We start from the raw sequence: 21,480 nt of genomic DNA, 5'->3' as shown, positions 1-21,480 counted from the left end.
GCTCGGATCATGGCTGATTCTGAGGATAGCAGAAATTTGCCTTCAAATACCCGCACAAATCGCAAATCCTCCAATAGGCGCGATACCGATTTTCCATCCCGTATCACCCGCAAAAACCTTTTGAGTGCAACCGCGCAAGTATTGCTGTCGCTCACGTACGATTTGGAGAAGGCACCGGAGCGCAACGTGCCAGGTCCAACGTCAACGGCACGTCTTTGGCTGAATTGGTACGAGGCCCACCAGCGGCTGGCTCGCATTACAAAATACCAACAGCAGATTGAATCCAAGGTGCTTGCTATGGCGGGGGCATTCCCTGTCGTGCAAATGAATGTCTCTGCGGACGAGCCGGCTGTCACGGTTTATTCGCTGGCCGACATCGACCGGCTAAAATCGCGCGTAGACGCGACAAAACTGGCAGCAGCACGATCACTCTTGCGGAAACGCCGCGAGAGTTGGAATTCGGCAGATCGAGAGCTGGGCTACAGTCCTGCCCTAGCTTTCGAGCACGATTTGGCGGAACAGGAACGACGGCTGTCGCGTGTGCTTTCCTTATCGAGACCGAAAACGACAGTCGAGATTGCGGCGAAATTGCATTGCCTTCTGAGTATGGAGGATCCCGGCAATAAATTTACTGATGCCCCGTGGGCTGATCTGAGAAGAATATTGCTCGACCTCATCGAGGTTATGCGTTCCCGTGCCCTGTAAGAACCCTCTGCCAATCCTCGCCGTTGGTCGCGGACAGGTGCCAATTTGGCTGTAGAGCGGGAACGTTCCTTTCCAGCTCCGCCTTGCTGCATGTCTTTTGAAGTCGTGATGCTCGCGGCTTCAAATTTCGTGGATTGTGCTTGGCACTGCTTCAAGCAACCGAACGATATCGGGCAACAGAACCACTTCACGGTTAGCCGCACCAAGGTCGCGGAAGCCTCGGGCATTGGTGAAAGCAGATGCCTGCGCAGCGAGAATATATGCGCTGAAACCCGCCAGGTTTACGCCGACCCCAATCGAGAATGCCGTAGTGCCTGTCGCGAGTAGCGCCAGCGCCGCCTTGTCTCCGGAGGCAAGGGCATTGCGCGTGGTCTCGTCTCGAAGTTCGGGCGGCAGGCTTTTGATGTGTTCGCGGATGCGTTCGTCGAGTTCCCGTTGCTGTTCCTCAGACAACTCGCCAGACCCCGCAGCTTCCGCGACAGCCATGGCTACGAGTTCCGCCTGCGTGGCAACGAGTAACGCGAAATCTTGATGCTGGCGGCCAGCGACAGACTTAACTGTCCGCAAGGCTTTCTGAAATGCCGTCTGCGTACCGTCGGTATCGTAATCAATCGGAGCTGCCATGATGGCCGCCACCTTAAATGCGACACCTGCGCCGAGCGAGTTTGCTCTCCTACTAGACAACGGGATTACAGGGTCTAGGTCGAGGGCCTCAGCCATCCTTATCCAAAGACAAATAAGCAGTGTCCGTTCAGAGACGGAGGAATCGAACAGCTGGTCCGCGGCTTCTTTCAAACGCCGAGCGAAAGCTTTCATATCGCCGTCGCGGCCGTCTTTCTGGAAGCGAGCGACGCTCACCCTGTCGATCGACATCAATAGCAATGTCGTGGCCTCGAAACTAGCGATCAGATTGCAGAGCTCGCGCCGTTCCAGCGCGCCTAATCCAGCGAAGATTGTCCACGGCGGTACGTACAACTCGGCCCCCATCAAATGCTCAGGAGTTCATGCCGGATCGCCTGCTGGTTGTCTAATGTCTTCCGTGATTTACAGCACTTTGCTGCGAGCTTGGTCAGCGGCTCTTCAACGAACCACGACAACTTTCTCTGCTCGCCAGTGCGTTCGACATCTAGAGTTTCGGATACCTTTGTCAGATTGCTTACCTGCCAGCTACACTTACCCAAATGGACATTTATCCGACTGACAGAGACACCAGAATAGCGCGTTTCTGGACCGATTCATTCACTTTTGCGGTAGCAGCTAGATCACCCCGCACGATCGCTGAGGCAACCCCTCCGTGCTTCATGACAGCCCCGCATAGTTCGAAAATACGCCGGCGAACCAGAGCAAAACCGATCCCGGCATCTTTCGCAAATGCCTTCCATCCATCGGCATCCATCTCGGCCAAGGTCGCTCGTTTCCCAATCCTCATGGCCATTTTTGACGACAAGTCAGGGTAGGCTACCGTCGAAAGCAAATCATACAGCGGTGCCATTCTCGGCCCCTGGTCGTCGTATAGAATCGAGTAATTCTTACCGTGAGCATCGGCATTTCCGACAAGCAGATTGAAAATTGCTGCATCCAGCAGCTTGGCGATATCCGTCGCCGGCCGCGCCGACACACGCCGCAGCAGCTCAAAGCAATCCTTGAAGGTCGGCCCGCCTTCGCTGGCATATTTGCTTTCCGGTGGCACCCCGAGCGCCTGACAAAAATCCTCCTGGTGGATACGGTGCATGACGCCGAGATCATTGCGCACGCGATCATATCGCTCGACCAAGAGGAATGGACGGCCCTCCGCAGTCCTTGCCTCTACCGGGGCAACGTCAAGGCCTATCGCGGCGGCGAGGCTCATCACGAATGCTTCGTTTTCGGTCGTGCCTTTAAAACGCGCTATCGGCGGCTTGAGAATGTGCGTGGTCGGTTGCCCCGGCAATGGAAGGGCAATCCGCCCATTAATGACCACAACAGGCACCTTCGATTGCGCGCCAGCCAAAGATAGCCTCAACCCCTCCTCCCCGGCTAGTAGAGGCCTGTTAGGAAGAGCGTCCAGTATTCGGACGATCCCGGCATCATCCAGTGGTGTCGGCTGAGTCCCGGCATTCACCGTTACATCAGGCGGCAACTCACCTTCCGGCAGCAGCTGAAGCGCACCGGCAACGTCGCCGCCTAAACGATCGAGAAGCGCGAAGTCGTTCCCTGGCGAAACGCCCAGAGCCTGTGCAGCAACCAGGCGCTGGCTCTCTTCAGGGAGAAGCCCACCGAAAAATGGGCGGCATTCGCGACGAGAGAATTGTTCCGGCCGCTTCGGCAAAGAGGCGGAAAGCGGCGGCGTCGTCTGATCGCCAAGCCATGCGTCTGCATACTGAAAAGCGATATCACCGTGTTTGTCCTGGGTAAACTGGCCGACGACACGGCTATCCCACCATACGTTGAGAACCTTTGTCGTCATCGCCTGCGCTCACCAGGTTCCAAAATGTCGATCGAACAACCGAGCGTTTGCAGAACTTGCAATACTTTTCCGATCTGCGCTGTCGGCTTGCCGGCTTCGAGATCGACAATGAACCGCAGGCCAACCCCCGCGACACCGGCAAGCTCGTCCTGCCGCAAGTTTTGCTCCTTGCGTGCGGTTCTAACCAGGGCGCCGATATCGGCTGGACTTTTCACTTGTTTTGCCATTTTAATTTCCCGATCGGGAAAATAACAGCGTATGCGCCGGATTGTCCAGAAAATTTTCCCGATCGGGAAAACACCCGAAGTGAACGAGAAAACATCCACCAGAATTCCCGAACGGGAATATTTTCGTTTAGTAAAAGTGGTGGGCCAAAAACTTTTCACGCTCTGGCGTCTTATCAATTGAGTTACCTGAGCGCCAACGTGGCTGCATAGCGGTAACGTTTTTGTCTGATTCCGCGTCCTGCAAATCTTTGGGCCGTCAAGCATCAAGTCCGTGATGTTGCGAACCCGTTCTTCTCAACGAGAGGGCGAGTGTATCTAGAGGAATTGCCCTTCACGGGTCTCCTCCTCAGCGGCCGCGAGCAACCGGCGCCTCAGAATCGGACCCTGCGCGTAGAAATGTATCATTGCTAAAATCATGCCTGAAACAAATGCGACGCCACCAGCAAGCAGATGGCTGGATACTCCCATCGCAGATCTATCTCCACATTTTTCAATTGCATCTTTCAACGCAAACACCAGACCTAACTTCCAATCTGCCGACCCTCGACGTCCAAATAGCCGAATAGAATACTCCCAATCAGCGCAGCTTAGGAGCACTGAATGTTTGGGTGGTTTGTAGAGCGGCGAGCAGATGAGGCATTATCGGACACACCCGTTGTTTTGATAATTGGACCACGTCGGGCCGGCAAAACAACACTCGTCAGAAAAATGGCGACTTCGGAGCGTTCCTACATAACGCTAGACGATCGGACGGCACCGCTGTCCTGTTTGTGGGATTGAGATGATGACCATAAACAACAACTCGCAATTGCTGCAAGACGATCAAAAGGCGACCTCTCGCGGTACGCGGGTCAAAATGAGGCTTCCTGCTTTCTGATTGACGCTTTCAAATCGATCGACGGAAAACTCTCAACGAACTCCTGAACCGGTTTGGTGCTCTGCAAACCAAAAGCGAGCGTTAACGTTGACGCATCAACGTTGATCTTAACGCATCATGACGCTTTACGCAGAATACTCAGACGCCCGCTCGATCCATCAACTCTTTCAATGCTTCAGGGTAAGACATCCTGTTCTGGTCGCAGAACTGCAAGAACCGGTTGAAGGTCGTCACTGGCGGTCGGATATTGAGATTGGCAGACGGTTCAGACGGCTTTCGCCGTGTCAGCTTTTGTATAGGCTCTCGAGCAACGAACCCGTGTCGATCACCGATCGCGTCGACCTTGGCATCGGTGACGCCAAGACTGTCGTCTTTGTCAGGGGTGATATTGGCAAGCCTGCCGCCAAATCCTAAATTTTTCCCGCTCATGCCGCTTCCTTCGCGCCAATTACCAGATTGACCAGTTCCTCAGCCAGCCGGAACGCATTGTCACGCGCTGCCGGCAAACCATTGACATCGCGGCTATCGAGCTCATTCAAATCGAGTTGGTAGAAAAACATAGCTTTGTAAGCTGAGCGCTCATTCAGGTGGTTGCGAAACATTGGCACTTCGCTCGCTTTAAGCTGGGATGTAATCTGCCGCTCCAATTTAGTTGCGATTGCAGGCGACGTCCGTGTGAACAGGATTTGATAGGGTATGATCTTCTCAAATGCCTGCTCTTCTTCCTGAATGAGGTTGATCGCACGCGCGGCGAGCTCAGCATCCGTTGGGCTTGCTTGAATAGGTATGACGACCAGTTGAGCTCTAGCGAGCGCCCTGGACATAAGCCGGCTTGCTGTTCCCTCTAGATCGACAAAAACGAACTGGAACTTTTTACGATACTCATCGAGCTTTGCTGTGATCGAACTCTCGGTGACGTCGCCATCGACAAGCACCGGATTTCGGGAAGAACCCGCCCTCCAACCCTTGATCGCTCTATTGGGATCGCAATCCAAAATAACTACGCTAGCCCCCTGCTCCGCCAGAGAGGTTGCAAGAACTAGTGTAGCGGTCGATTTCCCTGCCCCGCCTTTAGGATTCGCTACGGTGATGACAGGCATATCCGATCCCCATTTCCGGTTTAACGTTGACGCATTACCACGCATCATGATGCCTTACAACGCTTCACCGTCAACGCGCGTCAATCATAACGCAATTATGTGTTGCCAACCAAATTTGCAACGGTCTGAATTGATGCCGCTTTTCTAGTTAGCCAATGTTTTTCATATGACCCGGCACACCCCCGTAAACCTCGATTATCCCGCTCAAAAGAGCGCCCATTAAGCTGATTACTGGTCGGATCTCAGGCCGAACAATACCGACATGCTTGGCTTCTGTTAGATGGCATTCCGCTGAGCAAATCCTGATCCGCGGTATTCAAGAATCAAAAAATGAGTTTGATTGATCAAACGCCCCGCCATGTTCTTCTTTCGTTCTACGTAGAATTCTACAGTTTCCAGAACTCATGGAATCGTAGTCCAATGGACCACATGAAAACATTTCGGAGAGAGCGGCGCACCTTCGTTAGTCGTCAAATGGTGTCAAACCAATGGTGCACTGGTTTCCGTAGAACCTTGAAGCGATCGCATAAACAATCTGCCCCAAGCCGAAACTACAAACTAGCAAAAGGAAAAAACGCAATGGCGAATGCACTTTTGAATATCCGCATCGTTCAGCCGCGAATGATTTCATTGAAGCAAGCAGCAGACTATGTCGGCCTGCCACTGAAACGATTTCCAAGGATCTGCTCGGTCCGACCAGTCGAAATGCCTGAAAGCGAGAAGCGGTATGATATCCGCGATCTCGATCAGTGGCTCGATCAACTCAAATCGGGCGACACCGAAGCCGATCAGGACATCTTGGAGCGACTGGGATGACAAAGGCGGAACGGAGACGATCCAACAAATACAAGGGCTGGCAGATCTTCCGGGATAGGAATGGTGACTGGCGCTGCTATCACCGCAAAACTAGAGCTACGATTGATTGCCGAAAGTTCGAAACTTACTCGCTCGCATTTGACATGGAGATCCACCGGATCAACGAGACGATGATCGAGAGACAAAGCAAGCCGGGAACGCTTGGCATGCTAATAACAAAGTATCGTGCCGGCACAAGATTCCAAAAAGAACTCGCACCGCGCACCCAATCTGACTACCAAAAATGCTTCGATTACCTCCAGGCTATAGAGGACACGCCGCTGGACCGGTTCACGCCGCCGCTTGTCGCGAAAATTCGAGACAAGGCACTTGAGAAGCGCCAGTTCAGGTTTGCCAACTATGTACGCTCCGTACTCTCGGTCATTTTTGATTGGGGCCTTGAATACGGGTACACGACGGACAATCCCGCTGCGAAAGTCAAGCCAGCGAGACGACCCAAAACCCTGCCGGACGCCAACCGTCCATGGACGGACGCAGAGCGCGAAACAGTGCTGGCAGCACTTCCGGCACATATGGAGCTCGCAATCGCACTCATGATGTTCTACGCGCTGGATCCTCAGGATGCATTGGCACTCCCGAGATCAGCGATAAGCGAGAAAGGACTCGACACGCGCCGCAACAAAACTGGCCGCCCGATCTATCTTCCTCTATTTGAGCCGGTCGCATCTGCCATGGCGCGTGCCCCGAAACATGATGCAGTTACAATCTGCGCTAACAGCTGGGGCCGCCCTTGGACCTACAGCGGTTTCAGCTCAAGCTGGATCACGTTGAAAGGAAAGATGGAAGCAGAGGGGCTCATCCAGCCCGGACTGACACTTAAAGGGCTGAGGCACACGGTGGCGACCATCTTGGCCGAAATGGGCAAGGACCACGGCACGATCGCGCTGGTACTTGGCCATGCGACCGAAGCAATGGCAAAACATTATTCGAGACGCGCGGACATGACCCGGCGAGCAACATCGGCAGTCAACGATTTTGAGGCCGAATTGAACAAACGGAAAACGAACTCTGTCAAACACACAGTTTGAAACTGTCAAACCGTTAAACTCAGAAGGTAATGAGAACGTGGAAAACCCAATATATAATAGGGGCATAGAATGGTGCCCGGAGGCGGATTTGAACCACCGACACGCGGATTTTCAATCCGCTGCTCTACCAACTGAGCTATCCGGGCATCTCGGCTTTTGTGCAAGCCTATCAGCCGTTTCCGGCTGACCGAGGGTTGTTTTCCCCGGGAGCGAGCGGGGTTATAACATCTTGTTCGGCCATGGCAAGCGCCCCATTGCACTTTTTTGACAGTTCCGCGATTTTATCGAAATCCGCCTGTGCAGAAACGATGAAAACGCCTGATTATCAGGCGCTTACATCAATTTTCGTCGAAACCGTCTGCCTTCGCCTCATCGTCCGCGACCGGGATCGCATAGGACCCGTTCAGCCATTTCGACAGATCGAGGTGGCGGCAACGGTCGGAACAGAAGGGATAATGCTCGCGCACCGACGCCTTGTTGCAGACCGGGCATGGCATGGTCTTGCGCAGCGGCTCCACCTTGCCGCCGGTCTTGATCGGATCAGACATCTCTTGTCCTTTCGATATTTTTGAGGCTGCAGGCGCGATCTCGAAAAAAACCGGCCCACTTTGGGACCGGCCATCGCGCCAAACGGGTTTTAGCCCTCAGCCCAGCCGGCCGTTACGTCAAAACCTTCGCCGGACAAGAGCCCGAGCGTCTCGAACAGCGGCAGGCCGACAACATTCGTATAGGAACCCACCAGCTTCTGCACGAAGCCACCGGCAATACCCTGAATGGCATAAGCGCCGGCCTTGCCCCGCCACTGGTCGGAGGCGAGGTAATGGTTGATCTCGAGGTCGGACAGGCGCTTGAAGCGCACCTTGGTTTCGACGACGCGGATACGCGCCTGGCCACCGGGGGTGACGAGGCAGATGCCGGTATAGACCTTGTGGCCGCGACCGGAGAGAAGATGCAGCGCCGATGAGGCCTCATCCGAATATTCCGTCTTCGACAGAATACGCCGCCCGACGGCGACAACCGTGTCGGCAGACAGGATGTAACTGTGGCGCCATTCGAGATCGCCCTTCAGCAGGGTCATCGCGGCCTCTGCCTTTTCCGTCGCAAGACGGCGGGCGAGCGAGCGCGGATGCTCGGACTTTTTCGGGGTCTCGTCGATATCCATCGGCAGCAATCGAGCCGGCTTGATGCCGGCCTGATTGAGCAGATCCAACCTGCGCGGAGACCCGGAGGCCAGGATAAGCTTCTGTTCCTGCGCCATGGAAACCGCTTACTTGAAGCGGTAGGTGATCCGACCCTTGGTCAGATCGTACGGAGTCATTTCCACCAGCACCTTGTCGCCGGCGAGAACGCGGATGCGGTTCTTGCGCATGCGGCCGGCGGTGTGGGCGATGATCTCGTGTTCGTTTTCCAGTTTCACGCGGAATGTCGCGTTCGGCAACAGTTCCGTCACGACGCCCGGGAATTCGAGAACTTCTTCTTTAGCCATCTAGAGCTTGTCTTCCTGTTTTCTTGAATGCGGAATAGGCCACCGAACCGGCAGCCTTGGAATTTGCGCGGAAACTACACAATCAGCGCGGCTTTGTGAACATTGATTCTCGGTCTTGTTGAGAAGGGCCGAAATCAAGGCTTTTAGGGCACCCGTCAGGGCGTTTGCGCACGGCGGCGCAGGCGACGGGCGAGACGTTCGTCGATCAGCGCCCAGAGACGGTCGCGGACACCGCGATAGGCTTCGAGCCGCTGCTCACGCGAACCGGTTTCTACAGTCGGATCGGGTGTCGGCCAGTAGATCACCTCTACCGCGTTGGAGCGCGTCAGTTCCAGTGCGGCATGATGCGCTTCCGGCGCCAGCGTGATGATCAGGTCGAAAAAATCGTCTTCCAGATCTTCCATCGTGCGCGGTACATGGCGTTTTTTCGTTTCAAGGCCGAGTTCTTCCAGTACAACGCCGACAAACGGATCAGGCTCGCCAGCACGCACCCCACCCGACTGGATATAGATATCGGGAGGCAGAAGGTGTTTTGCAATGACTTCGGCCATCGGCGAACGGATGGCGTTCATGCCGCAGACGAACAGGATCGCGTTGGGCCGCTCGATATGGGTTTCGAAAGGGAGGTGATCCATGGTTTCCATGGAGATCATCCCTTCCAATAGAGCACGCTGACCAGCGTGAACAGTCGGCGGGCGGTGTCGAAATCCACCTCGATCTTGCCCTTCAGCCTGTCCTGCAGGGTTTCCGATCCCTCATTGTGGACACCACGGCGACCCATGTCGATCGCCTCGATCTGGCTCGGCGTAGAGGAGCGGATCGCCTCGTAATAACTTTCGCAGATCAGAAAGTAATCCTTGATGATGCGGCGAAATGGCGTCAGCGACAGGATATGGGTGGCAACTTCGCCCCCCTCTTGCGTGGTGATTGCAAAGACAAGACGCGGACCGGCGACCGAGATGCTGAGGCGATATGGACCGCCATCATGGCCGATCGGGCAAAAACTGTTTTCCTCGACCAGATCGAAAATGGCGACGGCGCGCTCATGCTCGACATCCGGCGTCGACCGGCCGACGCTGTCGTCGAGCACGATGTCGCAGAGCCGGAAGTCACCAGCCGCCATGGCTCAACTCTCCTGGTTGAGCCGGATGGCGACGGAACGGGCATGGGCATCCAGCCCCTCGGAATGGGCAAGCGTGATGGCTGCAGGGCCGAGCGCCCGCAGCTGTTCCGGGCCGAGCCGCAGGATCGATGTGCGCTTGACGAAATCGAGCACGCCGAGGCCTGACGAAAAACGCGCCGAGCGCGCCGTCGGCAGGACGTGGTTGGAACCGCCGACATAATCGCCGATCACTTCCGGCGTGTGGCGACCGACGAAGATTGCACCGGCATTGGTGATTTTTGCCATCAGCGCATCGGGATCGGCCACGGCCAGTTCCAGATGTTCGGCGGCGATGCGATTGGCGAGCGGGATGGATGCCTGCAAATCGTCGACAAGGATGATCGCACCAAAATCGCGCCAGCTGGCGGCAGCGGTTTCGGATCGCGACAGTGTTTTCAGCTGGCGTTCGACGGCGGCTTCAACGGCACGGCCGAACTCGGCATTGTCGGTGATGACGATCGACTGCGCACCGGCATCATGTTCGGCCTGAGCCAGGAGATCGGCGGCAATCCAGTCGGGATCGTTTTCAGCGTCGGCAATGACCAACACTTCCGACGGCCCGGCGATCATGTCGATGCCAACAGTGCCAAAAACCTGGCGTTTTGCCGCCGCGACATAGGCATTGCCGGGGCCGACGATCTTTGCCACTGGCGCAATGGTTTCCGTGCCATAGGCAAGGGCTGCGACAGCCTGTGCGCCACCAACGCGGTAAATCTCAGTCACACCGGCAATACGGGCAGCGGCCAGAACGGCAGGATTGATCGAACCGCCACCGGCGGGCACGACCATGACCATGCGCGGCACACCGGCCACACGGGCCGGCACCGCATTCATCAGCACCGAGCTTGGGTAACTCGCGGTGCCGCCCGGCACGTAAAGGCCGACGGCTTCGATGGCCGTCCAGCGCGAACCGAGGCCGACGCCGATCGCGTCTTCATAGATATCGTCCTTCGGCATCTGGCGGGCATGGTGTTTTTCGATGCGTTCGGCTGCCAGTTTCAGCGCGTCCAGAACTTTTGGATCGGTGACAGCGACCGCAGCATCGATCTCGGCTTCCGTGACCTGCAGGCCAACCGTGTTGAGATCGACCTTCTCGAAACGAAGCGTATAATCGGCGAGCGCAGCATCACCACGGGTCTGCACATCCTTGATGATATCGCGCACCACGGCGTTGACGTCTTCCGACACTTCCCGCTTGGTCGTCAGAAAAGCCTTGAATTGCGCCTCGAAATCGGCCGCCTGCTGTTCAAGCCAGATCGCCACTGTTTGTCCCCTTACACATTCACCCTGTAGCGCCGCGCATCACCCAAGGTGCGCACAGGACGCTGCAACATCCTAAATCCTGCCGTCGCCCGTTCAGGCGTGATCCGGCCTGTTGGTGGTTTCCCAGGCGCCACCGGTATCCGCCAACTGCGCCTCGATGCATTCGACATCGAGGCTGATGGCGGCATCACCGGCCAGCGTCAGTTCGATCGTGCCATCGGGGCCCTCGCCCTTTTGTTCGAAGCGCACGGCCAGCAGCGCATGCACCACCTCGTCATTGCCGCGGCTGACGCCGAGCGAACGCACGGCCTGCACGCGCTTGAACACGAGCAACGCGCGGCGGCGCTCATGCCCCTTGGCACGACGGTCGCTCTTTTCCCAGACGAAGCGGTTGACGGCGACAGAGAACTGCTGGTGCTTGGCATCCCAGGCGATATCCGGTGCCTTGAACACGCTGTCCTGCATATGCGCCGAGACGATATCCAGATCGTCCTTGTCCATGGCCAGCAGCCTGAGATCGCTCATCGCAGTTTCCATCCTTGGCGCCCCCAAAAGGCGCGTCTTCACATGGTTCTCGAAATAGGATGGCACGAGACGAGAAGCAACAGCAATGCGCAAAGCTGGCGGCTGCGAAGACTGCCGGGCGCGATTTTGCAAAACCCGCCCGGCAGATGTCACGTTACGATGGGAAATCGGCGCCGAGGCTCGCGTCCTTCAGGCTCTCCACCTGCGCCAGCCTTTCCTTCAGCTTGCCGGTAATGCCGTCATAGGCAAGCTTACCCAGAACGAGATGGCGTGGCGGCTTTTCACTTTCGACCACCGCGATCATCGTCTCGCCTGCCCGCACCGGATCTCCCGGCTGCTGGCCGCTGATATTGGCAGTGCCCTTGATGCGCGCCCCGGCGGTCGCTTCATACTCGGCGATCTGCACCTGCGTCTGTTTCAGCGAACGACCGGCCCAATCGGTGCGGAATGGTCCCGGTGCCACGCAGGTGACCTTGATGCCGACAGGTGCCCCTTCGGCCGCCAGCGCATCCGAAAAACCTTCGACGGCATGTTTGCTGGCCGCATAATAACCCGATCCGGGAAAACCGATAAATCCCGCCTGCGAGGTGATGTTGAGCACATGTCCCTGACGGCGCGTGCGCATGCCCGGCAGCACGGCTCGCGTGATCGCGAACAGGCCAAAAACATTGGCATCGAACATGGCGCGGATTTCCGTGTCATCGCCCTCCTCGATAGAGGCCTGATACCCATACCCGGCATTGTTGACGAGAACATCGATGCGGCCGAAACGATCCTCGGCAGCTTTTACCGCGGCATCGATCTGGGCCTGATCGGTGACATCGAGATCGAGCGCCAGCACATTATCGCCGCTGGCAGCCAGATCGACGAGACGCGCCTTGTCTCGGGCGGTGACGACGGTCGGCCAGCCGCGGGCGATGGTGAGCTTTGCCAGTTCCTTGCCGAAACCGGTCGAGCAACCGGTGATGAACCAGACGGGATTGGTCAGTGTGGTCATGAAAAACTCCGTGTGAAACCAATGGCGGTGATGGCCAATGTCGACAGCAGAAAGCCGTCGGCACGTGGGAGAGGATCGTTCGATGGGAACGGACAAGAGATAGGGTCAACGAAAACGGGCGGCAAGGAAAACCCTGCCGCCCGTTTCGAAATGTCGCAAATGCTTGAAGAAGCTTATTCGCTTACGCGCTCGACGACCGCGCCGCAGCGTGTGAGCTTTTCTTCCAGACGCTCGAAACCGCGATCGAGATGATAGACGCGGTTGACCATGGTTTCGCCTTCGGCGGCAAGACCGGCGATCACCAGCGATACGGAAGCGCGCAGGTCAGTCGCCATGACCGGTGCGCCCTTCAGCTTGGACACGCCTTCGATGCGCGCCATCTGGCCCGACAGCGAAATTTTTGCACCCAGACGTGCCAGTTCCTGCACGTGCATGAAGCGGTTTTCGAAAATGGTCTCGGTGATATGTGCCACGCCCGAAGAGCGCGTCATCAGTGCCATGAACTGCGCCTGCAGGTCGGTCGGGAAACCCGGGAAAGGTTCGGTGACGACATCGACCGGCTGGATGCCGTTACCATTGCGCACGACGCGCAGGCCGGTTTCCGTTTCGGTGATGGTGGCGCCAGCCTGACGCAGGGCATCGAGTGCGTTTTCGAGCAGCGCGCCATTGGTGCCTTCGAGCGTCACGTCACCGCCGGTCATGGCAACGGCCATGGCATAGGTGCCGGTTTCGATACGGTCGGGCAGGACGCGGTGGCGAGCGCCGTGCAGCGACGACACGCCTTCGATGGTGATGGTCTTTGTGCCGGCGCCTTCGATCTTGGCGCCCATGGCTGTGAGGCAGGCGGCGAGATCGACGACTTCGGGCTCGCGGGCGGCGTTTTCGATGACCGTCGTGCCCTTGGCAAGTGTTGCCGCCATCAACATCACATGCGTGGCGCCGACCGAGACTTTCGGGAAGGTGTAATGGGCGCCGATCAGGCCGCCTTTCGGCGCCGTCACTTCGACATAACCGCCATCGATCTCGATCGTGGCGCCGAGCGCCTGCAGGCTTTCGAGGAACAGATCGACCGGACGCGTGCCGATGGCGCAACCGCCCGGCAGCGAGACGCGAGCCTTGCCTTCACGGGCAAGCAGCGGGCCGATGACCCAGAACGAGGCGCGCATCTTCGAGACCAGCTCGTAAGGCGCCACCGTATCGACGACGGTGCGGCAGGTGAACTGGATGGTGCGGGCATAGGTCTCAGTCTGGCCTTCGCGGCGGCCATTGACGGAAAGGTCAACGCCGTGATTGCCGAGAATGCGCATGAGCTGCTCGACATCGGCCAGATGCGGCACGTTTTCGAGCGTCAGCGTATCGCTTGTCAGCAACGATGCGATCATCAGCGGCAGGGCCGCATTCTTGGCGCCCGAAATCGGGATGATGCCGTTCAGCTGATTGCCGCCGATAACTCTGATGCGATCCATCTTTTATAACGGGCCGGGCCCGCCTTTCTTTTAATGCGCGAAAGCGGGCGTCTTAGACGATATCCCGCGCGGCTTCAATTATTTGCAAAAGGCACCCGGAGAAACCGGGAGAATGAGAATGCCGGACACAATCACGATGATTCGTCCGTTTTTGCGGCAGGAAGGCCGATCGTTTGATCTTCTTCGCCGGCACGGCGGGCGCGGGCCTGCTGCTTGCGACGCTGAAGATTTTCGCGCAGTTTTGCCGCCGCCCGAAGTTTGCGCTCCGCTTCCGCGCGCTCACCCCGTTTCAGGCGCTGCTCTTCCCCCGCATCCACAGGCATTCCGCCGCTGGTCTCAAGATCTTTTTCGTTCATGAAATCGACATAGAACAAAAGCGGCGAGACCGGAAGCCACCCCAACTTTTCCACGCAAATGTCACGAAGTCGTTTTTTGTCGCTTGCGCTGACGAAAAACCTATGGCAATAGGCCGCCATCCCAACGCGCCGGGGACATCAACCGGTTGCCAGATGCTGCTATAGCTCAGGGGTAGAGCACTCCCTTGGTAAGGGAGAGGCCGAGAGTTCAAATCTCTCTAGCAGCACCATTTTCTTTCCTTTGATATTGTCTTGCTCCAACCCCTGACGGCAAACGTCATGCGGTGATTTCCGCTTGATGAAAATATTTCACCGATCATCGCGTCTCTGCGGAACCTCAGGCGGGTCATCGGCATTATCGGCCGCCAACCTTCATTCATCCCCGAGGCATTCATGAAAAATCTCGTTCTCGCCGCTGCCATCGCGGTGTCTTCCATCCTGCCTTTTGCCACCGCTTCGCAAGCAGCAAGCGTGACCGTGCGCACCGTCGAGCGCGTTGATCACCGTCACGGCCATCACGCGCGCCCGCGGCATCACCGCGAAAAATGCGTCGTCAAGAAAGTGCGCACGCACCACCATGGCCGCACTGTTGTGCGCACCACCCGCGTCTGCCGCTAAGCTCGATGAAAGTTGTTAGCGCGGCCGCTGCCTTAGCAGATGCAGCCGCGCTTTCGGCCACTCAAAGCGATCCGTTCTTCAAGGCTGGGCGCTCTCCGGTGCAGCTTCGGGATTGCTTTGCTCTTCGGGCATCACATCAGGCTCCCTGACCTTGGAAACGGCGATGAAATTGAAACGCGAAGTGTCGTTCCCCTCAGGCCGGAAACTCATTCGATAATCACCGATCTCGGTGCGAAACGCCTGCCGCTCCGTCATCTTGCCCCGCAGATAGGCACGATCGTCTTCGCTGATAGGCATCAGCATGCTCTGCGCCATGTCGTCCGCCCTTTCGACAAGCGCTCCCGTCTTGCCGTCCTCGCCAAAATTGAGCTTCATGCGCAAGCTGGCAACGTTGCCGCCGGATGCCCTGATCTGCAGGAACAGGGAACTGGCTTTTTCCGCCTCACTCAGCGCAACCAGCACCGTGCATTCCGAACGACCGTCCGGGGCTGCGAGAAACACCGGCTTTTCACCCGTCACGCCCGGCTGCAGCGCGTTGCAGCTCTCTTCAGGCTTCCAGGCATCCACAGGGCGCAGCAGATGTGATGGAGGGCTGTCGAGGGCTGGTGCCGGTATGTGACGCTGACCAGATACCGCCGTATTGTCCACCACCGGCGGCTCTAAGCCTTGGGGTGGCTTCGGCAGGTCCACCCGATCGGTCTTGCCTCGCCACCAGTCATTTAATGGCAGACCGAGGCGATCGCCCAGCATTTCGAGATTGCGGCCGTTATTGGCGAGAAGCACGGGAATAGTGACGGCGCAGATGGCGACACAGACGAACAGCATCATCACGATACGACGACCGGGATGCCTCTGCGGATAACGTTCAACCGCCTTGGCGAGCATCAGCCCGTCCGACCGCCTATCATTGTCATCCTTATCCTGCGCCATGACGGGGCCATATCCTGCCGATTGCGTCCGACGTCGTGTCCCGCCTCAACACACGCATCGCCGCATACCCAAACACCGCCCCCGGCGAAAAATCACTTGTTTTCCTGATAATATTCGGAATAGCGCGAATAATAATATTCGCTCGATCCATAGGTCCGGTAGAGCTTCATCTTCTCGTGGTCGACCTTGTTGAGGATGACGCCGAGCGTCTTGTCGCGCACCTGCGGTTCGTTACCGATCGTCTGGCGCACGGCGCGCCGCGCGGTCTTGCCCCATTCGACGACGTAAATGAAGCTATCGATGCGGTTGGCTGCGGCACGGGCATCGACCACGGCGCCGAGTGGCGGCAGGTCGACGATGATGTAATCCGCTTCGGCAGACAGGCTGGTGAGGATATCGCGCATGGCGAGCGAGCCGATCAGCTCGGCCGAATGCGGCACGCGCCGCTTGATCACCGCCGGCAGGAAAGCAAGCTTGGTCTCGGGATTGTAGAGCAGCAGATCACCGACCGGCTTCTTTTCGAGGATCGCTTCCAGGATCCCCTCTTCGGCATGCAGGCCAATGGCACGCGTTGCCCCAGGGTTACGAAGGTCGCCGTCGATCAGCACCGTGCGCGCACCCTGGCTGGCTAGAAGCTCGGCGAAATTGATCGCCGTGGTCGACTTGCCCTCGCCGGGCAGGGTCGAGACGATGCCGATGATCTTGCAGTCCTTGCCGGCCAGCGTCAGGTCGGCGGCGATCTTGGCGCTGCGCAGCGTTTCGGCAAAGGACGACAGCGGGTGATCGATCACGTAGTTGGAAGCGACATTGCTCTTGCGCAGCGCCCTTGGGCTTTGTCCGGCCTGCACTTCCGGCACCTTGCCGGCGCTTTCGTCGATCATCGGCGCCGTGCCGATAAATTCGAGATCAAGCACGTCGCGCACCTGATCGCCGGTGCGGAAGAAACGATCGCGGAATTCGCGGAAGGCGCCGATGCCGGCTCCGGCAAAACCACCGAGGAAACAAAAGGCCAGAAGCATGATCAGCTTCTTCGGGTGGCTTGCGCCATCCGGCTCGGTCGCCTTGGTGATGACACGGGCTTCCGTCAGCGGAAAGCTCTGCTGCTGCAGGGCTTCCTGATGTTTCTGCAGAAAATTCTGGTAGAGGTTCTTGTAGGTATCGGCCTCGCGCTCCAGTTCGCGCAGCTGTACCTGCGTCTCATTGGCGCTGAAGGTCACGCCCATCGCTTTCTGGACGCTGTCCTCCAGGCTTTTCTGACGCGCCTGCGCCACTTCCAGTTCGCTCTGGTAGCTCTGGGCGATACGGCTCAGTTCCTCGAACATCTGACGGCGATATTCCGCCATCTCGCCGCGCAGGCGCACGGCCTGCACGTGGTCGGCACCGAGACGTGCCGAAATGTCGGCCTCAGTCTTGGAGGCTTCGAGATATTTCTGGCGCAGGTCATTGGAGATCGAGCTGTCGAGCACGTCATTGACGATGGCATCGCCCTGCCCTGCATCGATAATCTTCTGGATGCGCTCGTGCTTAGCGCGTGCCTGCGCGGTTTCCGACTGGGCAACGATGAGAGCGCTGTTGAGTTCTGTCAGCTGCTGGTCGGACATCAGCGTCTGGCCGGCGGAAACAAGGCCATTCTCGGAACGGAATTTCTGAACCGCCAGATCGGCTTCCAGCGCCTTCTGGCGCAATTCGGCGATACGGCCTTCCAGCCAGCTGCCGGCGCGACGGGTGGCCTCGTAGCGGGATTCCAGCTTGTCATCAAGATAGGCATCGCCGATGCCATTTGCGATGCGCGCCGACAAGGCGGCCGATGGCGACGTATAGGCGACGCCGATCACATAGCTTCGCCCTGCACGCGCCACGCTCATGCCGCGTCCGAGTTGCTCGATCGCTGCCTGGCGACGCGCGGCACTGTCGACCTGCGCCTCCTTCGGCGAATAAAGGCCGGTGAGGCTGATCAGCGACTTGATGCCGTTCTTGACGGTGGCGACAGCCGACGGTGTGCCGACAAATTCCGGATCATTGGTAAGGTCGAGCTTGTCCACGACGGCGCCGATAACCGCCTGTGACTGCAAAAGCGCGATCTGGCTGACGATCATCGCTTCCTCCTCGCCCGGCGCGGGGCCTGCGGTGGAAAGCTGGGCGACGACCTGGCTGGTATCGCCACGGTCGATCATGACGCTGGTGCCGGCCGTATAAAGCGGCGTTGCCGTCATCACATAGGCGATGCCGAGCATGGCGCCGACGGTGGCGCAAAGAGCCACGACCACCCACTGGCGCCGCGCGATGCCCATGATGGCTTCGACATCGATCAACTGGCGGCGGACAGGAGGCGCGCTCAGCTTTTCCAGCAAGGCACCACTCGGCAAGTCCCTATTATACAGTTGCAAATTCTTGACCTCGACGTCGGGAGCGAAACGTTAAGCACTTCGGGTGCCCACGGCAAAAATAGGGCGGGGCGCACGGCTGTCGAGTATCGAGCAAGCGCCCGAAGACCGTTCCAACCTCCTCCCAAGGCTTTTTTATGGAACGATCGGATTTCGACCTGCCGGGAAAACGTGGCACATGATCGGACAATGATCAAGTTTTAGACGAAATCTATCGCATTTAAAACTTTGGGAGGCACCGAGGCACCTCCCGAAGGAAACGATCATTAGAGATCCTGGATCGCGTTGCGCGTATCCACCACGTCCTTGCTGACGCCGGATGCGGTCGATGTGACGTTGTTCAGGATATCCAGGAACTTGGTCAGCTCGACGGACTTCGAGTTCGTCACGTAAAGAATGTCCTTGTCCTGCATCGGGAACTTCTGGACCGCGAAGAACATGGCCGGATCGCGCAGGTTGGCGCGGAAGATCACAGGCACAGTCTGACCCTTGAAACGGGACGTATCGACGCCGAGCTTGACCAGAAGATCACGGCTGACGGTGCGATAGAGTAGAACCTGCTGCGGATCGGCACGCTGGTCGAGAAGACCGCCTGCCTGGCCAAGTGCTTCACCCAGCGTGAGCGAGGACTCTTCGAAGTTGAAGCGACCATTGAGACCCGAGGCGCCGAATGCGAGGTAGGTGCGGCGTTCACGCTTGACGACGACCGTATCGCCTGGTGCAACAAAGATGTTTTCACGTGGGTTCTTGACGAGGTCCTCGTAATAAACCTTGCCGGTGCGGCTGCCGCGCTGGAGGGTGATATAGGTTTCCTCGCCCGGTACACTGAGGCCACCGGCCTGCGAGACGACGTCGAGAATACGATCACCGGCTTCGGTGAGTTCGATCTTGGTCGGCTCGTTGACGTCACCGAGAACGGCGACCTGCGCGGAGCGGCTGTTGATCTTGGTGATGATCGCCTGCGGCTCGATGGCGCGGTTGGCGAGCTTTTCCTCGATCTCGCGCTGAACCTGCTCGACCGTGCGGCCATTGGCGCGGATACGACCGGCATAAGGCACGCTGATCATGCCGTCGCGACCGATCGTGTAGTTCGGCAGGGAAACGAAGTTACCGGAACGGCTGCCGGCATCGGCCGGAATGAAGAGACCGCCGGACTGGGATTCGAATACCGTGACCTGAACGACATCCCCGACGCCAAGCGGCAGGTTCGGAGCGCCGCCGCGGCCCGTGCCGAAACCGCTGGCAAAGGATGGCGTGACCGTATCACCCACATACGCCAGCAGCGTCTTGTTGAGGTCGACCAGCGCATAATCGATGCCGGCTGTCTTTGCCTTGGAGGCTGAGGTGACCTTGACTGCCGCCTGGGACTCGACCGCCTCCGACAAGGGACCGGAATTGGGGAGTGCCGTGCAACCAGCCAAACCCAGGGCGGTTACTGTCAGCAGCATTACGGAGCAACGCATGATCACTCGGATCTCCTTCAGTCGTGCAGACATATGCTGCAATGCAATAGTCAAAAAGAACCGGACGTACCACCAGGACACGTCCGAAACGCTACTCCTGCGAGTCATCTGGCAACTGGGGTGTTGCGTTTGTATCACAGAGACTTAACGCCCATTAACCACCATTGATTGCATTAATGTTTTTTGGGCCGGATTGGCAGAAACATGGTTACCGAACAGTTAAAGTCAACGCCAGTCGGACAACGCGGCCACTTTGTTAAAATTGAATCTTTTCCGTCTTATGCCACTGCAATGTCAGATATTATCGTTTGTCAGATCTTGACGCGCAGAAGGTGTATTCATGTCACCTCTGTGGCAACACCAAGACGGGATCAACACAATTCCCGCCAAAGTTGAATTCAACAACATTAGAGAATGCTTTCTCAGGCAAATACAACGCGTGGGCGGCCCATGTGGAAAACTAGGAATCGGATGGATGTCGTCCTCGAAATGGCGGAGCGCGAGATTGCTCGAACCGAGTTGGATGTCGCCCCGCGGATGGTCAGTCGCAACTTATTGAGTGGATCACGCATAGTTCCAAGTGGACTGCAAACCGAGAAAGCCTCATGCTTGCCTCGGGTGAACGGGCTACAGTCACGCCCGGCCGCTGACCCGCGGTCGGCGTATTTTTTGAAAAGCATGACCGCATGAAATCTCTCCTGCAACGGTTCCTCCGGCAGGGCGGGCCGACACAGGCTACGCCACCGCGGCGGCGTTTTGCGCTCGGCCAGCCCGGACCGGCCTACCCTCTCTATGCGGTGGGAGACGTGCATGGCTGCATGGACCAGTTGCTGGATGCGGAACGCCGCATACGCAATGATGCGCGGCAATACGAAAAGCAGGGTTTGACGATCCTGCTGGGAGACTATGTCGATCGCGGACCGCGATCCGCCGCCGTGCTTGAGCACCTGGCGCGACCTCCGGACACGACGCTGCGGCGCGTGCCGCTTTGCGGCAACCACGACGATGTTTTCCTGCAGTTTCTGCGGGATCCGAGCCAGATCGACCGCTGGCTGGAATTCGGTGGCCGTCAGACGCTGCTTTCCTATGGTATGGATGCCGAACATCTGGTCAGCCGCAGCGGCGGTGATCCGGCGCTGATGCGCTCGATCCTGAAAGACATTGTGCCGGCGCATCATGTCGAATTTCTCGAAAGCCTGCCGGTCATGCTGGAAGTGGGCGATTATGTTTTCGTGCATGCGGGCATTCGCCCGGAAGTGCCGCTGGAGGAGCAGCGCGACGAGGACCTGATGTGGATACGTCAGTCGTTTCTGTCAAAAGGACCGATGCTGCCGAAGATTGTCATCCATGGCCATACGCCGGTCGAGAAGCCGGAATTCGCCGCCGGGAGGATCGGCATCGATACCGGCGCCTATTACAGCGGTCACCTTGCCGTGCTGAAAATCATCGACGGCAAGGCGAGCATTCTCTGATCGAAGGATAGAGGATCAGCTGACCTCAAAAACCCTTGCCGCCGCGCAGTTCGGACACCACGGTGCCGACCATGATGCGGATATCGAACCAGACGGAAA

General features: G+C 57.8%; 23 protein-coding genes, 2 tRNA genes and 1 pseudogene. 7 read left to right on the top strand and 19 right to left on the bottom strand.

Going from position 1 to position 21,480, the window contains the following annotated elements; translation table 11 throughout:
* Window positions 1–9: 9 nt before the first annotated feature.
* The gene (locus GAO09_RS04470; RefSeq protein WP_153352850.1) at window positions 10–705 is read left to right on the top strand and encodes a hypothetical protein; all 696 of its coding nucleotides are present in this window, start codon (window positions 10–12) and stop codon (window positions 703–705) included.
* Between the two features lie 120 nt (window positions 706–825).
* Here the strand turns inward: GAO09_RS04470 and GAO09_RS04465 are convergent, their stop codons facing one another.
* From GAO09_RS04465 to GAO09_RS04455, 3 genes are all read right to left on the bottom strand, one after another.
* Window positions 826–1,680, bottom strand: coding sequence for a hypothetical protein (locus tag GAO09_RS04465; protein ID WP_153352849.1), 855 nt, complete (start codon window positions 1,678–1,680; stop codon window positions 826–828).
* A gap of 214 nt (window positions 1,681–1,894) precedes the next feature.
* On the bottom strand, window positions 1,895–3,151 hold the full coding sequence (locus tag GAO09_RS04460) for a type II toxin-antitoxin system HipA family toxin (RefSeq protein ID WP_153352848.1): 1,257 nt from the start codon (window positions 3,149–3,151) through the stop codon (window positions 1,895–1,897).
* A complete protein-coding gene (locus tag GAO09_RS04455) occupies window positions 3,148–3,378 on the bottom strand; it encodes a helix-turn-helix transcriptional regulator (RefSeq protein WP_153352867.1) in 231 nt (76 codons plus the stop codon). Before GAO09_RS04455 ends, GAO09_RS04460 begins: the two co-directional genes overlap by 4 nt.
* Window positions 3,379–3,978: 600 nt before the next feature.
* Between GAO09_RS04455 and GAO09_RS29885 the strand changes: the two are divergent.
* Window positions 3,979–4,131 (top strand): annotated as a pseudogene (locus GAO09_RS29885) (AAA family ATPase); the annotation flags it as partial.
* Window positions 4,132–4,393: 262 nt separating this feature from the next.
* Here the strand turns inward: GAO09_RS29885 and GAO09_RS04445 are convergent.
* Complete coding sequence (locus tag GAO09_RS04445; protein ID WP_153352847.1) at window positions 4,394–4,684, bottom strand: hypothetical protein; 291 nt, start codon at window positions 4,682–4,684, stop codon at window positions 4,394–4,396.
* A complete protein-coding gene (locus tag GAO09_RS04440; RefSeq protein WP_153352846.1) occupies window positions 4,681–5,355 on the bottom strand; it encodes a ParA family protein in 675 nt (224 codons plus the stop codon). The genes GAO09_RS04445 and GAO09_RS04440 overlap by 4 nt, the downstream gene beginning before the upstream one ends.
* A gap of 579 nt (window positions 5,356–5,934) precedes the next feature.
* Between GAO09_RS04440 and GAO09_RS04435 the strand changes: the two genes are divergently transcribed.
* Both GAO09_RS04435 and GAO09_RS04430 read left to right on the top strand, forming a co-directional pair.
* Window positions 5,935–6,171, top strand: coding sequence for a hypothetical protein (locus tag GAO09_RS04435; protein WP_235937929.1), 237 nt, complete (start codon window positions 5,935–5,937; stop codon window positions 6,169–6,171).
* Window positions 6,168–7,259: a tyrosine-type recombinase/integrase gene (locus GAO09_RS04430; protein ID WP_153352845.1), complete on the top strand. Its 1,092-nt coding sequence runs from the start codon at window positions 6,168–6,170 to the stop codon at window positions 7,257–7,259. Before GAO09_RS04435 ends, GAO09_RS04430 begins: the two co-directional genes overlap by 4 nt.
* Before the next feature lie 70 nt (window positions 7,260–7,329).
* On the opposite strand, the gene GAO09_RS04425 is transcribed toward GAO09_RS04430, so the two are convergent.
* The 11 genes from GAO09_RS04425 to GAO09_RS29880 form a co-directional block, all read right to left on the bottom strand.
* Window positions 7,330–7,405: transfer RNA gene (locus tag GAO09_RS04425), tRNA-Phe, on the bottom strand.
* Between the two features lie 192 nt (window positions 7,406–7,597).
* Window positions 7,598–7,807 (bottom strand): DNA gyrase inhibitor YacG, encoded by a 210-nt coding sequence (gene yacG, locus GAO09_RS04420; RefSeq protein WP_153352844.1) that lies wholly within the window; start codon window positions 7,805–7,807, stop codon window positions 7,598–7,600.
* 89 nt (window positions 7,808–7,896) lie between these two features.
* A complete protein-coding gene (locus GAO09_RS04415) occupies window positions 7,897–8,517 on the bottom strand; it encodes a Maf-like protein (protein WP_153352843.1) in 621 nt (206 codons plus the stop codon).
* A 9-nt stretch (window positions 8,518–8,526) separates the two neighbouring features.
* Window positions 8,527–8,745: a translation initiation factor IF-1 gene (infA, locus tag GAO09_RS04410; RefSeq protein WP_004435948.1), complete on the bottom strand. Its 219-nt coding sequence runs from the start codon at window positions 8,743–8,745 to the stop codon at window positions 8,527–8,529.
* Between the two features lie 155 nt (window positions 8,746–8,900).
* Window positions 8,901–9,380: an arsenate-mycothiol transferase ArsC gene (locus GAO09_RS04405; RefSeq protein ID WP_153352865.1), complete on the bottom strand. Its 480-nt coding sequence runs from the start codon at window positions 9,378–9,380 to the stop codon at window positions 8,901–8,903.
* 14 nt (window positions 9,381–9,394) lie between these two features.
* The gene (locus GAO09_RS04400) at window positions 9,395–9,868 is read right to left on the bottom strand and encodes a UPF0262 family protein (protein ID WP_153352842.1); all 474 of its coding nucleotides are present in this window, start codon (window positions 9,866–9,868) and stop codon (window positions 9,395–9,397) included.
* Between the two features lie 3 nt (window positions 9,869–9,871).
* Complete coding sequence (hisD, locus tag GAO09_RS04395; protein WP_324185729.1) at window positions 9,872–11,170, bottom strand: histidinol dehydrogenase; 1,299 nt, start codon at window positions 11,168–11,170, stop codon at window positions 9,872–9,874.
* Window positions 11,171–11,263: 93 nt separating this feature from the next.
* Window positions 11,264–11,695: a DUF2948 family protein gene (locus GAO09_RS04390; RefSeq protein WP_153352841.1), complete on the bottom strand. Its 432-nt coding sequence runs from the start codon at window positions 11,693–11,695 to the stop codon at window positions 11,264–11,266.
* A gap of 154 nt (window positions 11,696–11,849) precedes the next feature.
* Window positions 11,850–12,692 carry an oxidoreductase gene (locus GAO09_RS04385; protein WP_153352840.1) on the bottom strand — a complete coding sequence of 281 codons (843 nt, stop codon included), beginning with the start codon at window positions 12,690–12,692 and terminating at the stop codon, window positions 11,850–11,852.
* 173 nt (window positions 12,693–12,865) lie between these two features.
* Window positions 12,866–14,158 (bottom strand): UDP-N-acetylglucosamine 1-carboxyvinyltransferase, encoded by a 1,293-nt coding sequence (gene murA / locus GAO09_RS04380; RefSeq protein ID WP_153352839.1) that lies wholly within the window; start codon window positions 14,156–14,158, stop codon window positions 12,866–12,868.
* A 131-nt stretch (window positions 14,159–14,289) separates the two neighbouring features.
* Complete coding sequence (locus GAO09_RS29880; RefSeq protein ID WP_235937930.1) at window positions 14,290–14,481, bottom strand: hypothetical protein; 192 nt, start codon at window positions 14,479–14,481, stop codon at window positions 14,290–14,292.
* A gap of 188 nt (window positions 14,482–14,669) precedes the next feature.
* Between GAO09_RS29880 and GAO09_RS04370 the strand changes: the two genes are divergently transcribed.
* Together GAO09_RS04370 and GAO09_RS04365 are read left to right on the top strand one after the other, a co-directional pair.
* Window positions 14,670–14,744 (top strand) — tRNA-Thr (locus GAO09_RS04370).
* A 163-nt stretch (window positions 14,745–14,907) separates the two neighbouring features.
* Entirely contained in the window at window positions 14,908–15,132 is a 225-nt protein-coding gene (locus tag GAO09_RS04365; protein ID WP_153352837.1) for a hypothetical protein, read from the top strand.
* A gap of 78 nt (window positions 15,133–15,210) precedes the next feature.
* On the opposite strand, the gene GAO09_RS04360 is transcribed toward GAO09_RS04365, so the two are convergent.
* The 3 genes from GAO09_RS04360 to GAO09_RS04350 form a co-directional block, all read right to left on the bottom strand.
* Window positions 15,211–16,062, bottom strand: a complete 852-nt coding sequence (locus tag GAO09_RS04360; protein WP_153352836.1) for a DUF6030 family protein — start codon at window positions 16,060–16,062, stop codon at window positions 15,211–15,213.
* A gap of 92 nt (window positions 16,063–16,154) precedes the next feature.
* Window positions 16,155–18,410 carry a polysaccharide biosynthesis tyrosine autokinase gene (locus GAO09_RS04355; RefSeq protein WP_274379748.1) on the bottom strand — a complete coding sequence of 752 codons (2,256 nt, stop codon included), beginning with the start codon at window positions 18,408–18,410 and terminating at the stop codon, window positions 16,155–16,157.
* A gap of 302 nt (window positions 18,411–18,712) precedes the next feature.
* Complete coding sequence (locus GAO09_RS04350) at window positions 18,713–19,909, bottom strand: polysaccharide biosynthesis/export family protein (RefSeq protein ID WP_153352835.1); 1,197 nt, start codon at window positions 19,907–19,909, stop codon at window positions 18,713–18,715.
* A gap of 686 nt (window positions 19,910–20,595) precedes the next feature.
* On the opposite strand from GAO09_RS04350, the gene GAO09_RS04345 reads away from it, so the two are divergent.
* Window positions 20,596–21,381 carry a metallophosphoesterase family protein gene (locus GAO09_RS04345; RefSeq protein WP_153352834.1) on the top strand — a complete coding sequence of 262 codons (786 nt, stop codon included), beginning with the start codon at window positions 20,596–20,598 and terminating at the stop codon, window positions 21,379–21,381.
* The last annotated feature ends 99 nt before the right edge of the window (window positions 21,382–21,480 follow it).

This window comes from Endobacterium cereale (assembly GCF_009617585.1).
Classification (GTDB): Bacteria; Pseudomonadota; Alphaproteobacteria; order Rhizobiales; family Rhizobiaceae; genus Neorhizobium; species Neorhizobium cereale.
This window is presented reverse-complemented; position numbering and strand designations above follow the sequence as displayed.

What these genes read in the sequence shown, in the direction of transcription:
- GAO09_RS04405 (WP_153352865.1), bottom strand. Translation starts at nt 9,380, where the DNA reads ATGGATCACCTCCCTTTCGAAACCCATATCGAGCGGCCCAACGCGATC.
- GAO09_RS04350 (WP_153352835.1), bottom strand. Translation starts at nt 19,909, where the DNA reads ATGCGTTGCTCCGTAATGCTGCTGACAGTAACCGCCCTGGGTTTGGCT.
- GAO09_RS04470 (WP_153352850.1), top strand. Translation starts at nt 10, where the DNA reads ATGGCTGATTCTGAGGATAGCAGAAATTTGCCTTCAAATACCCGCACA.
- GAO09_RS04390 (WP_153352841.1), bottom strand. Translation starts at nt 11,695, where the DNA reads ATGAGCGATCTCAGGCTGCTGGCCATGGACAAGGACGATCTGGATATC.
- GAO09_RS04430 (WP_153352845.1), top strand. Translation starts at nt 6,168, where the DNA reads ATGACAAAGGCGGAACGGAGACGATCCAACAAATACAAGGGCTGGCAG.
- GAO09_RS04445 (WP_153352847.1), bottom strand. Translation starts at nt 4,684, where the DNA reads ATGAGCGGGAAAAATTTAGGATTTGGCGGCAGGCTTGCCAATATCACC.
- GAO09_RS04360 (WP_153352836.1), bottom strand. Translation starts at nt 16,062, where the DNA reads ATGGCGCAGGATAAGGATGACAATGATAGGCGGTCGGACGGGCTGATG.
- GAO09_RS04455 (WP_153352867.1), bottom strand. Translation starts at nt 3,378, where the DNA reads ATGGCAAAACAAGTGAAAAGTCCAGCCGATATCGGCGCCCTGGTTAGA.
- GAO09_RS29880 (WP_235937930.1), bottom strand. Translation starts at nt 14,481, where the DNA reads ATGCCTGTGGATGCGGGGGAAGAGCAGCGCCTGAAACGGGGTGAGCGC.
- GAO09_RS04440 (WP_153352846.1), bottom strand. Translation starts at nt 5,355, where the DNA reads ATGCCTGTCATCACCGTAGCGAATCCTAAAGGCGGGGCAGGGAAATCG.
- GAO09_RS04400 (WP_153352842.1), bottom strand. Translation starts at nt 9,868, where the DNA reads ATGGCGGCTGGTGACTTCCGGCTCTGCGACATCGTGCTCGACGACAGC.
- GAO09_RS04365 (WP_153352837.1), top strand. Translation starts at nt 14,908, where the DNA reads ATGAAAAATCTCGTTCTCGCCGCTGCCATCGCGGTGTCTTCCATCCTG.
- GAO09_RS04460 (WP_153352848.1), bottom strand. Translation starts at nt 3,151, where the DNA reads ATGACGACAAAGGTTCTCAACGTATGGTGGGATAGCCGTGTCGTCGGC.
- GAO09_RS04385 (WP_153352840.1), bottom strand. Translation starts at nt 12,692, where the DNA reads ATGACCACACTGACCAATCCCGTCTGGTTCATCACCGGTTGCTCGACC.
- infA (WP_004435948.1), bottom strand. Translation starts at nt 8,745, where the DNA reads ATGGCTAAAGAAGAAGTTCTCGAATTCCCGGGCGTCGTGACGGAACTG.
- GAO09_RS04345 (WP_153352834.1), top strand. Translation starts at nt 20,596, where the DNA reads ATGAAATCTCTCCTGCAACGGTTCCTCCGGCAGGGCGGGCCGACACAG.
- murA (WP_153352839.1), bottom strand. Translation starts at nt 14,158, where the DNA reads ATGGATCGCATCAGAGTTATCGGCGGCAATCAGCTGAACGGCATCATC.
- GAO09_RS04415 (WP_153352843.1), bottom strand. Translation starts at nt 8,517, where the DNA reads ATGGCGCAGGAACAGAAGCTTATCCTGGCCTCCGGGTCTCCGCGCAGG.
- yacG (WP_153352844.1), bottom strand. Translation starts at nt 7,807, where the DNA reads ATGTCTGATCCGATCAAGACCGGCGGCAAGGTGGAGCCGCTGCGCAAG.
- GAO09_RS04435 (WP_235937929.1), top strand. Translation starts at nt 5,935, where the DNA reads ATGGCGAATGCACTTTTGAATATCCGCATCGTTCAGCCGCGAATGATT.